The following is a 13,492-nucleotide window of genomic DNA, read 5'->3' as shown; positions in this document are numbered from 1 at the left end:
TTATTAAGATGGTAAAGGTACTAAATATTCGCTACAGCTTCAATTTCAGAAATAACTTTATTTGCTAAGGTATCAGCAGCTTCCTGTGATGGTGCTTCTGTATAAACACGAATAATAGGTTCCGTGTTACTTTTTCGTAAATGTACCCAGCTATCGCTAAAATCTATTTTAACACCATCAACCGTTGTTACTCGTTCATTTTGATACTTGGCTTCCATTGTTTTTAAAATAGCATCAACATCTAATTGCGGTGTTAAAGCTATTTTTTTCTTACTCATAAAGTAATTTGGATAACTAGCACGCAAATCACTAACAGCCATCTTCTTTTCAGCTAATAAACTTAAAAACAAAGCTATACCTACTAAAGCATCACGACCATAATGGGATTCAGGGTATATAATACCTCCATTTCCTTCGCCGCCAATAATAGCATTATTCTTTTTCATTAGTTCCACAACATTAACCTCACCTACGGCACTAGCTTCGTAATGTCCGCCATGTTTTTCAGTAATGTCACGTAATGCACGTGTAGAACTCATATTACTTACTGTATTGCCTGGTGTTTTACTAAGTACGTAATCCGCACAAGCAACTAATGTGTATTCTTCACCAAACATATTACCCTTTTCATCCATAAAAGCTAGACGATCTACATCCGGATCAACAACAATTCCAAAATCAGCATGCTCTTTAACTACGGCTTCCGATAAATCTGTTAAATGTTCCTTTAAAGGTTCAGGGTTATGTGGGAATTCTCCGTTTGGTTCACAGTATAACTTAACACACTGCACTCCTAACCGTTCTAATAATAACGGAATAGCAATACCTCCTGTCGAATTAACACCGTCTACTACAACTTTTAAATTAGCTTTCTCTATAGCTGAAGGATTAACTAGTTTTAAGTCTAAAACGGCATCTATATGTAAATCTATATAGGCATCGTTTTTGGTTATTTTCCCTAAAGTGTCAACATCCGAAAATGCCATAGAATCACCTTCGGCTATATCTAAAATCTTACGACCTTCGTCACCGTTTAAAAATTCACCTTTATTGTTTAATAATTTTAAGGCATTCCATTGTTTTGGGTTATGACTCGCTGTAAGAATAATACCGCCATCAGCATGCTCCATAGGCACAGCAACCTCAACTGTTGGTGTTGTTGACAACCCTAAATCAATAACATGAATCCCTAATCCTACTAAGGTATTCATGACTAAATTTTGTATCATTTCACCGGAAATACGAGCATCTCTACCAACAACAACACGGTAGGTTTCTTTTTTATATTGGCCTTTTAACCAAGTACCATAAGCCGATGCAAATTTTACCGCATCAATAGGTGTTAAATTATCGCCTACACGCCCGCCAATTGTGCCTCGAATTCCTGAAATAGATTTTATAAGTGTCATTATCTGTATTTAGTTTTTAATTTTAAAAAGTAAGTCTCAAAATATTTATATGATAAATGTGCTATTAATATGGTTAGCCCAAAGGTAAAAAAGTTGATTAAAAACAACATTAAATAGGCGTTAACTTGAAATTGACTATTAATAATCAAGCATATATAAACAGCAATATTTAAGGCAAAAATATGATATAAATACAAACCATAAGAGATCTCGCCAAAATAGTTTAGATATTTATTAGTGATTTCTATATTAAAATTCACTTCGCTGATGGCAAAAATAAAGAATGCAAAAAGCACACTTGTAAATAAATTGTAAACCCAGACACTCTCAAAATCGAAAATACCAGTAAAAAAATACAAGATCACACCCATAACCAAAGCAATAGGTACTGCTTTGTATTTTTTAAGGAATTCTAACTGCTTACGTTCTTCCAAAATACCAACTAAACCACCAGCAAAAATAAAGAAGAAATCAAACTTGTAAATCGGCAAAAACTTAAAAGCTTCCAAATGATAAATCACAAAATAAACAGATGTTAATGCTAATAACATTTTAAAAATGTAATGCCTGCGTAATAAAAACAACATCGGAGCAATTAGTATATAAAACTGTTCCTCTATAGCTATAGACCATAAAACTCCCAGTGCACCACCAACCTCATTAGGTATTACAAAAACGTTTGCCATAAAAAAGAGGCAGAGCAAAACACCTTCAGTTAAGTTATAATTGGTTTCCATGGGGATATTCATAAAAGGAAACACCACATGATAATAGAAAAAAGCAAGGCCTACCACTAAATAATAAAGTGGAAAAATTTTTAAAATACGCCGCATGTAAAACTTTTTAATAGAAAAAGTCCCTTTCATTTTTGAACGGTAAATTATTCGGATTATTAAAAACCCACTCAGCACAAAAAACATAGCTATTGCCTGACGCCCTTTATGAACACCTAAAAGGTCATTATAATTTGGTAGGTTTTGGTTTTCAGACAACTGAGACATATGTATCATAATTACATAAACAGCAAGGAAAAACCGTAAAGCATCTAAATTTGGTAAACGTTTCAATATTTCAATTTTAGAGTTTAAAAATACATATATTTATGGAATGAATTTTCTTGCACACATCTATCTTTCAAATAATAATGATCCAGTAACTATTGGGAATTTTATTGCCGACGGTATTCGAGGCAAAAACTACAAATCGTTTTCTAAAGAAATTCAAGTAGGCATTTTATTACACCGGGAGATAGACACCTTTACAGATGCACACCCCATTGTAAGGCAAAGTACAAAAAAACTCCATAAAAACTATGGCCATTATAGCGGGGTTATTGTAGATATTTTATACGATCATTTTTTAGCTAAAAATTGGAGCCACTATTCCGATGAACCTTTAGCGGAATACATTCAGAAATTTTACGACCTCTTAAAAGCTAATTTTGAGATATTACCCACTAGAATACAAAATATGCTTCCTTTTATGATTGCCGATAATTGGCTATTGAGCTATGCAGATATATCAGGTATTCAAAAAGTTTTAAACGGAATGAATAAACGAACCAATAACAAATCTAAAATGAATGAAGCCACACGTGAACTGATAGCGTATTATGATGAGTTTGAGGAAGAATTCTCTCTGTTTTTTGAGGAACTTCGTGTTTTTGCAGATAATAAACGCCTCCAAATTGAGCATAATATTTATTAAGTTTGAAAAATTAAAACCAATCCGAACCAAACCCACATGAAAATTAAAAAAATTCTAAAAATATCTCTAGGTGTTATTATTTTCTTCACCTTACCTAGTTTAATTTTCTTTGGCTTTATATACTTTAAATACAACGAAGAATTACCTACCGGTGTAAAAGGTCCTGAAGCTGAACTATTAGCGCAAAACATGTTAAAAGCATTGAATTATGATGCTTATACAAATACCGATTATATAGAATGGACTTTTAAAAACAGGCATCACTACAAGTGGAATAAGCAAGAAAATACCTGTATGGTATATTGGAAAAATAATCGGGTGAATTTAAATTTAAACAATCCTAAAACGAGTAATGCATTTGTTGGAGACACCTCAGTGAATTCTGAAGAAGCATCCGAATTAATCGCAACGGCATTATCGTATTTTAATAACGATTCGTTTTGGCTAGTTGCACCTTATAAAATATTCGATCCCGGAACAGAAAGACGTCTTGTTAATTTAGATGGCGATCAAAAAGGCTTACTAGTTACTTACACAAGCGGCGGAAGCACACCAGGAGATTCTTATTTATGGATTTTAAACAGTAATAACAAACCTGTGAAATTTAAAATGTGGGTAGATATCCTTCCTATTGAAGGTCTTGAAGCCTCATGGAACGATTGGACTACCACAGCTAGTGGAGCTACACTGCCTACCTTTCATGAAATGCTCTTTTTAGGCATTGAAATAACAGACTTAGTGAGTAGTAAAAAATAAAACACACTGTTAAAAATACGCCTTACTTTAAGGTTATAAAGTTTTTTAAATCGGAATTAGCACCATAAACAACTAAAATATCGCCTTGTTCTAAAACGGTGTGTGGTTTAGCTACACCTTGTATATGTCCTACTTTTCGCTGACCACCAACGGCACTTGGCACAGAATCTTTTTTAATAGTTGTTAGTGCTAATAAATGGTATTTAGCTCCCAACTCAACATCTTTAATTGTTTTTCCAACAAATTTTGATGGCACACTAACCTCAACAATACTGTAATTAGAATTGAGCTCAAATGAATCTACCACATTATTAAAAGCTAGTTTTTTAGACCAGCGTTCTGCAGTTTCTTGCTCAGGATGAACAATTTCATCAACACCAATAGCTAGTAAAACTTTTTCATGCAGCATATTGATAGAACGACTAATTAAGCGTTTAACCTCGAGGTTTTTAAACAATGCGGTAGCCATAACATTGGCACCTTGATTTTCTCCAATAGCTATAATAACAACATCGGTTTCTTTTAAAGGTAAGCCTGAAACTGTTAATTCATCCATAGCATCCATACAAATGGTGTGTGATATCTTTTCTTTATAAGCATCTACTTTAGCCATATTCTTATCAATACCGATAACCTCATTTCCATGAGCTGTAAGTTTTTCGGCAATCGAAGCTCCAAAACTCCCCAAACCTACTACAATATATTTCATTGTTTTCTGTTTTAGTTAATTGTTATTTCCTCAGTTGGATATTTGTAATTCTTTTGTTTCACTTTTTTAAATAAAGCCACAATCACCGATAGCATACTAACACGCCCTATAAACATAATGGTAATAATTACCAGTTTACTTGCCGTACTTAAACTACTAGTAATCCCTAAACTTATACCAACTGTACTATAAGCTGAAAAACATTCGAAGGCTATTTTTAAAAGCCCTTTTTCTGGATTAAAAATAGTAATAAACATAATTCCAAACCCTATTACCAACAATGAAAGCGCTATCGTTGCAAAGGCTCGCTTTACAGACACATCTGATATTTCTCGTCTGTAAACTTCAATACGACTTTTCCCTCTAGCTAAACTTGTTATATTTAAAACAGCAATAGCAAATGTACTCGTCTTTATTCCACCCCCTGTTGAAGCTGGTGAAGCACCAATCCACATTAACAAAAACGTTAGCATAATGGCTGGAAATGTTAATTGATTCATATCAACCGAATTAAATCCTGCTGTTCTTGGGGTTGCTGCTTCAAAAAGAGCTGTTACTATTTTGCCAAAAAAAGAATGTTCAGCTAAGGTATTGTGATACTCCAGTATAAAAAAGGCTATAAAAGCAACAGCTGTTAATGAAACAGTTGTTACTAATGTAATACGGCTATTAATTTTCAATACCCAAGGCCTATACGTCTTTTCATATTTTTTATACCACAACAAATGCTTTAGCTTATCTTTTAAATAACTTAAAATATTAGTCATTATTGGAAATCCTAAACCACCAAAAATAAGCGTCCCTATTAACACTAACTGAAACATATAATTATAGCGAAATCCAATGTCGTAAGCACTGTTAGATAACGTTGAAAAACCAGCATTACAAAAAGCAGAAACAGCATGAAAAACGGAAAAGAATAGTTGATCCGCAACATTAGTAATCTGAGTATTTTGCAGGGACAAAAATATAGAAACAGCCGCAATAAGCTCGATTGTAACCGTAATTACAAGTATAGATTTAAGTGTTTTAAAAACATCACTCAACTTATTGGAGTTACCAATTTCACTCAAAGTTAAATGATTTTCATAAGAGGTTCCTCCTTTAAAAAAGTAACTAAAATAACTTGCAAAGGTTAGAATTCCAATCCCACCTATCTGGATTAAAAAGAGAAGAATGGTCTGCCCAAAAAGTGTAAAATAAGTTCCTGTATCAACAACAGCTAACCCGGTTACGCAAACAGCACTTGTAGCCGTAAACCAAGCGTCAATAAAACTCAACCCTTCATGTGTAGCTCTTGGAAGCATGAGTAAAAAAGTTCCTAAAAAAATAAGTACTAAAAAGCTGACTATAAATAGCTGAGCGGGATTTAAAACAGCACGGTTATAATTTACTTTAATCTCTGAAAATTCTCGAACAAACGATAAAATAACCGCCACAGCCAACCATACAGGGTTTTCTAGTACCAAATCTGTTTTAAAAGGTTGTCCTATAAACAGGTATAGAAAATATACATATCCCGTAAATAAAACCGACAGCAAGTCGAAAACAAATACTTTTCGTTTAAACAAGGATGAATTTAGAGCATATCTAACAAAAGTAGACGCTAAACCTATGGCAAGTACTATAAAATAGTAACCATCTATGATCTCTTGTGATAAATCAGATTGCGAAAAACCAAAATCATAGATAAAAACAAATATTCCAATGATACTTGTCCATAATGCTAAGGAGTGCAAACGTTTTAAACTCAATGCCATTTAATTACATGTAAATTAATAGTTGCCTACCAAATTCCTGTAAGCACATAGCAAAGTACAAAGATAAATAGGTACTAAGCAAACTTAATAGCCTATTTTAATCAAAACCACCAAGTACCTATAGCAAGCACTAGCAATTTAACAAAACTCTAAATACAAGCACTTTATTATTCACCCCATAATCTGTACCTTTGCAAATTGGTTTGTAAAACGAGCCAATCTGCTATGTTATGAGTAAATTTGAAGACACTATTGAGGTTCAAGGCGCTCGCGTTCACAACCTTAAAAATATAGACATTTCCATTCCTAGAGAAAAATTAGTAGTTATTACTGGTTTATCAGGTAGTGGTAAATCATCCCTAGCCTTCGATACCATTTATGCCGAAGGCCAACGCCGTTATATTGAAACGTTTTCGGCCTATGCACGTCAATTTTTAGGAGGCTTAGAGCGTCCTGATGTTGATAAAATTGATGGACTATCCCCTGTTATTGCCATCGAGCAAAAAACAACAAGTAAATCTCCACGTTCTACTGTAGGTACAATTACTGAAATTTATGATTTTCTTCGTCTGTTGTATGCGCGAGCAAGTGATGCTTATAGCTATAATACCGGTGAGAAAATGGTAAGCTATAACGACGAACAAATTACAAACCTTATTAAAGAAACTTTTAACGGAAAGCGCATTAATATTTTAGCACCTGTTATCCGTTCTAGAAAAGGACATTATCGTGAACTTTTTGAACAAATAGCCAAACAAGGCTTTGTAAAAGTACGTACAGATTGTGAAATTCGTGACCTTGTTAAAGGCATGAAATTAGACCGTTACAAAAATCATGATATTGAAATTGTAATAGATCGCTTAAAAATTGATGCCAGCACAGACATCGACAAACGTTTAACTGAAACCATCAATACCGCAATGTATCACGGTGATGATGTTCTGATGGTCATAGATCAAGACTCACAAGAAGTTCGTTATTTTAGTCGAAACCTAATGTGTCCAAGTTCTGGTATTTCATATCCCAATCCAGAACCAAACAATTTTTCATTTAACTCACCAAAAGGTGCTTGCCCTACCTGTAACGGTATCGGAACCCTCTATAAAGTTAATGAAAACAAAATAATACCAGACGACACGCTCTCAATAAAAGCAGGAGCATTAGCACCACATGGTCCACAAAAAAGTAGTTGGATATTTAAGCAATTCGAAACGATAGCCCAACGCTATAATTTTTCATTAAACGATCCTTACAAAGGCATTCCTAAGGCTGCTAAACAAATAATTTTATATGGTGGTAATGAAAAGTTTGAAATTGAAAATAAAACACTAGGCGTAACTAGAAACTATAAAATAGACTTTGAAGGTGTAGCAAACTTTATTGAAAACCAATATAAAACAGCTGAAACCACCTCATTAAAACGTTGGGCTAAAGAATATATGGATCAAGTTTCATGTACCGATTGTCACGGTGCACGACTACGAAAAGAATCCTTAAATTTTAAAGTTAACGGTTTAAATATTGCTGAAGTCGCAAATAAAGACATTATCGATTTAGCTTCATGGTTTGATAAACTACCAAAGCAACTATCCAATAAACAACTTAAAATTTCAGAAGAAATAATTAAGGAAATCACATCAAGAACAAAATTCTTATTAGATGTAGGATTAGATTATTTATCGTTAAACAGAAGCTCAAAATCTTTATCTGGTGGGGAAGCACAACGTATTCGTTTAGCTACTCAAATAGGCTCTCAACTTGTGGGAGTCTTATATATTTTAGATGAACCTAGTATTGGTTTACACCAACGTGATAATGAAAAATTAATTAAATCCTTAGTCTCATTAAGAGATATAGGTAACTCCGTACTTGTTGTAGAACATGATAAGGACATGATTGAACACGCCGATTATGTGGTTGATATAGGTCCGCATGCAGGAAAACATGGTGGTGAGATAATCAGTATTGGAACACCCGAAGAACTTAAAACACATAATACCCTAACAGCCGATTACCTAAACGGTAAAAAGGAAATTGAAATACCTAAAGAACGCCGTGAAGGCAATGGCAAAAAACTAACCCTAAAAGGCTGTACAGGAAACAATTTAAAAAATGTTTCCATAACTATTCCTTTAGGTAAAATGATTGGAGTTACCGGTGTTTCAGGTAGTGGTAAATCAACCCTTATTAACGAAACACTCTACCCTATTATGAACGCCCATTATTTCAATGGCGTTAAAAAACCTATGCCTTATAAAAGTATTTCTGGTTTAGAACATATTGATAAGGTTATAGATATAAACCAAACACCAATTGGGCGAACACCAAGAAGTAATCCAGCTACTTATTCCGGTGTGTTTAGTGAAATACGAAGTTTATTTGCTAAAATACCAGAAGCCATGATTAGAGGCTACAAACCTGGACGTTTTAGTTTTAACGTTAAAGGAGGTAGATGTGAAACCTGTCAAGGTGGTGGTTTAAGAGTTATAGAAATGAACTTTTTGCCTGATGTTTATGTAGAATGTGAAACCTGTCAAGGCAAACGTTTTAATCGTGAAACTTTAGAAATTCGTTATAAAGGAAAATCTATTAGCGATGTATTAAACATGACTATGAATGAAGCGGTTGATTTTTTTGAACACATACCCAAAATTCATAAAAAACTAAAAACCATCAAAGATGTTGGTTTAGGTTACATAACATTAGGTCAGCAAAGCACAACCCTTTCAGGAGGTGAAGCTCAACGTATAAAATTAGCCACAGAATTAAGTAAACGCGATACAGGAAACACCTTCTATATCTTAGACGAACCTACTACCGGCTTACATTTTGAAGATATCCGTGTCCTAATGGAAGTTTTAAACAAACTAGTAAACAAAGGAAATACGGTTCTTATTATTGAACACAATTTAGATGTTATCAAAACTGTCGATTACATTATAGATGTTGGTTACGAAGGCGGAAAAGGTGGTGGCGAAATTATAGCAAAAGGAACACCTGAAGAAATTATAAAAAACAAAAAAAGTTATACTGCTAAGTTTTTAAAGAAGGAAATGCAATAGCAAATCACATAAAAACTCCAAATATTCTAAAGGCAAACCATAATGGTTTGCCTTTTTTTTATACCTAAAAAAAACAAGCTTAATAAAAGATTATATATCAGACACTAAATCATTTACAGAAAGCAGTGAAAATGTATTTAAATCCATTAAATTTGCTTTTGGATTATAATTAAATCCAAAAAAATAAGATACGATAAAAAATTATATATAAATATGAGAAATGAACAACATCATAAACGTTGGAATGAAGTAAAAACAAACGACTCATGGGCTATTTTTAAAATTATGGGCGAGTTCGTTAGCGGTTACGAAAAACTAAGTAAAATAGGACCATGTGTTTCTATTTTTGGGTCTGCACGTACTAAGCCTGACCATAAGTATTACAAATTAGCCGAAGAAGTAGCAAGTAAAATTGTTGAACACGGTTACGGTGTAATTACTGGTGGTGGCCCCGGTATTATGGAAGCAGGTAACAAAGGTGCACACATTGCTGGTGGTACTTCTGTAGGTTTAAATATTGAGCTCCCTTTTGAGCAACACGACAATCCTTATATTGATTCGGATAAGAGTTTAGATTTCGATTATTTCTTTGTGAGAAAAGTTATGTTTGTAAAGTATTCTCAAGGTTTTGTTGTTATGCCTGGTGGTTTTGGAACCTTAGATGAATTATTTGAAGCCATTACGCTCATACAAACTAATAAAATTGAAATGTTCCCAATTATACTTGTCGGAACAGACTTCTGGGAAGGTCTTTTAGATTGGATCAAATCAACATTATTAGATGGATTTGCTAATATTAGCGCTAAAGATTTAGACTTAATTCATTTGGTTGATACAGCCGACGAAATCATACCTATCTTAGATAGTTTCTATGAAAACTCCGATTTAAGCCCTAATTTCTAGAACTTATTTCAATAAAAGCAAAAGCCATTTAAACGCTATATCAGTAATTGAAAACGTTTAAATGGCTATTATTTTAAATCAAAGACATTAGTATTAAAATAAGTCACAACTTTTTTATTTCTTTATACAAATAACGAAATCTTAACAAAATTATAGGTCGCAATCGAGTATCTTGTAATAAACCTAAAACGTAAACCTATTTAAGCCGCATAATATACATTGAGAATACCCTATCTTTTAAATGTCATCTTTTTTGCTTTTAGCACACTTGTTTGTAGTCAAAATTCTACAAATGTAAAAGCGACCTTTAATGTGGAGAAAAACCAGATTAAAATCTCCCAAGATATAACCTATTTTAATACTAGTAACGACACGTTATCAACCATATATTTAAACGACTGGAGCAATAGTTTTGCAACCAAAAACACCCCACTTGCAAAACGTTTTTCTGAAGAATTTAAAACCGAATTTCACTTTGCTAAAAGTGCCGACCGTGGGTTTTCGGTTATAACCAATATATCTCAAGGCCCTACACCTTTAGATTTTGATAGATTAAAAGATCATATTGATGTGGTTCGTGTACAATTAGTTGAACCGCTACTACCAAATCAATCTTACAAAATTCACTTAAATTATATTGTTCAAGTCCCAAACGATAAATTTACGCGCTACGGGGTTACAGCGGAAAAAGATTATAATTTACGCTATTGGTATATCTCGCCTGCTGTTTACAATGGAAATTGGCAATACAGTAGTAACAAAGATTTAGACGATATGTTTATTGCACCAAGCAATATTCGCTTAGAAATAACCTGTCCGATAAACTACCATGTAGAATCGGAACTAAACAAAGTAGATTATTCTCAAGAAACAACTACCAAAACTGTTGTATTAGAAGGAGAAAACAGCATTAACTCCAAACTGTTTCTTAATAACATTTCAACTTTTAGAGAAATTGAAACAGACTACTTTACAATTGCATCTAATGTAGACGATGAGGATTTAAGCCCAATGAATAAAGCTTTAATAACCGATAAAATAGCTGGTTTTTTAAGTTCTAATTTAGGCCCCTACCCCAACAAACGTTTATTAATTACAGATATCGATTATAGAAAAAGCCCCATTTATGGCCTAAACCTTTTACCTAGTTTCATCAGGCCTTTTCCAGATCATTTTCAATATGAACTAAAAATATTAAAAACCGGACTGCGCAACTATCTTGAAAACACACTTCAAATAAACCCACGAACAGATCAATGGTTGTTAGATGGTATTCAAACTTATTATTTAATGAAATATGTAGATGACTTCTATCCAAACATGAAGTTATCGGGATCTATTTCCAATATATGGGGACTAAAATCGTTTCATGCTACACAATTAAAATTCAATGCACAGTATCCGTTTTTATACATGCACATGGCAAGGCAAAACATAGACCAACCTTTAACCATGAGTAAAGATTCGTTATTAAAGTTTAACGAAAACATAGCTAACAAATACAAAGCAGGTATTGGGTTAAAATATTTAGACGACTATATTGGTGAAAATATAGTAAACGCCACTATTACCGAATTCCTAACAAAAAACAGACTAAAAGAAGTCAATACAGATAGCTTTAAATCGCTATTAACTTCTAAAACAGACAAAGATTTAGATTGGTTTTTTACGGAGTATATTCAAACCAAAAAATATATAGATTACACCATCAGTAAAGCCGTTAAAAAAAACGACTCCATTCAAGTTACAATTAAAAACAAAAGCAACATAACAGTTCCGATTACCTTATTTTCATTTACTGAAAAAACAGCAAACTCAAAAATTTGGCTAGATCCCATTACAGACTCTATAACCGTTACAATTCCTGATAATAACACCACAAAATTAGTCTTAAATCATGACCAAATAGTACCGGAGTTTAATGTAAGAAACAATACTAAAAACTTAAAAAAATCACTTTTTAATAGACCTCTACAACTTCGGTTAATTAAAGATATTGAAGACCCAGACTACAATCAAATATTTTTAATGCCCATTGTAGAATTCAATAACATTTATGATGGTATTGTTTTAGGCGTTAAAGCCTATAATAAAACTGTTTTACGTAAAAACTTTTACTATAAATTAGCACCACAATACGGGTTAAAATCGGAATCTTTAACGGGTTCTGCAGCTTTAAACTACATACAGTACATAGATAACTCATCTAATTTATTTCATGTTAATTATGGTATTGGCGCTAGCTATAGTAGTTATGCCGAAAATTTATTTGTAACCAAATTTACACCCGCTGTACAATTATCGTTTCGAGACAAGTCAAACTTACGTGCCAATAAACGCCACTATATAACCTTACGATACATAGACATTAATAGAGATTCAGACCCATCTGCTCTATTAACTTCTGAAACAAACCAACCAGACTACGGCGTATTTAATTTGCGTTATAACCATATAGACAAAGATTTAGTCAACTACTCTTCTTGGTTTGCTGACACTCAATTTTCAGAAAAATTCGGTAAAATTGCATTAAACTATGAGTACCGAAAACTATCAAAAAATAACAGACAATACAACTTACGTTTCTTTGCAGGTGCCTTTTTATACAATAAAACCTACAAGAATTCCGATTATTTTAGTTTCGCTTTAGACCGACCTACAGATTATTTGTTTGATTATAATTATTACGGACGTTCTGAGAGCGACGGCTTATTTAGTCAGCAGTTAATTATTGCTGAAGGTGGATTCAAATCCATGTTAGAACCTAGTTTTGCCAATCAGTGGATAACCACTTTAAACGGAAGTATGACCATTTGGAAATACATTATGGCTTATGGCGATTTAGGTTTTGTTAAAAACCGTCAACACAGTGCCAAATTTGTTTATGACACAGGTATTCGCGTCAGCTTAGTTGACGATTATTTTGAACTCTATTTCCCTGTATACTCAAATTTAGGTTGGGAAGTTTCTCAAGCCCATTACCCCGAAAAAATCCGTTTTATCGTTACGTTAGATTTTAAAACGTTACTCGGATTATTCACCCGCCGTTGGTACTAAATATACCCTTTTTAAAAATCCTAAAATTCAATGCAGTATCTGTAACAGAATTGCTGTTTTAGAGCAAAAATTGAAATATACGCAACAAAAAAGGTGTTTTACTTATAATTTATCAATTTTATAACAAGG

At 33.2% G+C, this 13,492-nt stretch carries 9 protein-coding genes; 5 read left to right on the top strand and 4 right to left on the bottom strand.

Features of this window, described 5'->3' with window-relative positions; genetic code table 11:
* Window positions 1-20: 20 nt before the first annotated feature.
* Entirely contained in the window at window positions 21-1,409 is a 1,389-nt protein-coding gene (gene glmM / locus ACW5R3_RS06460; protein WP_456578771.1) for a phosphoglucosamine mutase, read from the bottom strand.
* Window positions 1,409-2,476, bottom strand: a complete 1,068-nt coding sequence (locus ACW5R3_RS06455; RefSeq protein WP_456578770.1) for an acyltransferase family protein — start codon at window positions 2,474-2,476, stop codon at window positions 1,409-1,411. The genes glmM and ACW5R3_RS06455 overlap by 1 nt, the downstream gene beginning before the upstream one ends.
* 40 nt (window positions 2,477-2,516) lie before the next feature.
* Between ACW5R3_RS06455 and ACW5R3_RS06450 the strand changes: the two genes are divergently transcribed.
* Both ACW5R3_RS06450 and ACW5R3_RS06445 read left to right on the top strand, forming a co-directional pair.
* On the top strand, window positions 2,517-3,116 hold the full coding sequence (locus ACW5R3_RS06450; protein WP_456578769.1) for an acyl carrier protein phosphodiesterase: 600 nt from the start codon (window positions 2,517-2,519) through the stop codon (window positions 3,114-3,116).
* 36 nt (window positions 3,117-3,152) lie between these two features.
* Window positions 3,153-3,872, top strand: a complete 720-nt coding sequence (locus ACW5R3_RS06445; RefSeq protein WP_456578768.1) for a hypothetical protein — start codon at window positions 3,153-3,155, stop codon at window positions 3,870-3,872.
* A gap of 22 nt (window positions 3,873-3,894) precedes the next feature.
* Here ACW5R3_RS06445 and ACW5R3_RS06440 read toward each other — a convergent pair whose 3' ends face one another.
* The gene (locus tag ACW5R3_RS06440; protein ID WP_456578767.1) at window positions 3,895-4,581 is read right to left on the bottom strand and encodes a potassium channel family protein; all 687 of its coding nucleotides are present in this window, start codon (window positions 4,579-4,581) and stop codon (window positions 3,895-3,897) included.
* 11 nt (window positions 4,582-4,592) lie between these two features.
* The gene (locus ACW5R3_RS06435; protein WP_456578766.1) at window positions 4,593-6,341 is read right to left on the bottom strand and encodes a TrkH family potassium uptake protein; all 1,749 of its coding nucleotides are present in this window, start codon (window positions 6,339-6,341) and stop codon (window positions 4,593-4,595) included.
* Between the two features lie 230 nt (window positions 6,342-6,571).
* Here ACW5R3_RS06435 and uvrA point away from each other — a divergent pair, with 230 nt between their 5' ends.
* The 3 genes from uvrA to ACW5R3_RS06420 all read left to right on the top strand — a co-directional run bounded on the left by uvrA (window position 6,572) and on the right by ACW5R3_RS06420 (window position 13,363).
* Window positions 6,572-9,403: an excinuclease ABC subunit UvrA gene (gene uvrA, locus ACW5R3_RS06430; RefSeq protein WP_456578765.1), complete on the top strand. Its 2,832-nt coding sequence runs from the start codon at window positions 6,572-6,574 to the stop codon at window positions 9,401-9,403.
* A gap of 213 nt (window positions 9,404-9,616) precedes the next feature.
* Window positions 9,617-10,306, top strand: a complete 690-nt coding sequence (locus ACW5R3_RS06425; RefSeq protein ID WP_456578764.1) for an LOG family protein — start codon at window positions 9,617-9,619, stop codon at window positions 10,304-10,306.
* Between the two features lie 312 nt (window positions 10,307-10,618).
* Window positions 10,619-13,363: a metalloprotease gene (locus ACW5R3_RS06420; protein ID WP_456578763.1), complete on the top strand. Its 2,745-nt coding sequence runs from the start codon at window positions 10,619-10,621 to the stop codon at window positions 13,361-13,363.
* Window positions 13,364-13,492 lie beyond the last annotated feature (129 nt).

It is taken from the genome of Algorimicrobium bowmanii, from assembly GCF_054031195.1.
This window is presented reverse-complemented; position numbering and strand designations above follow the sequence as displayed.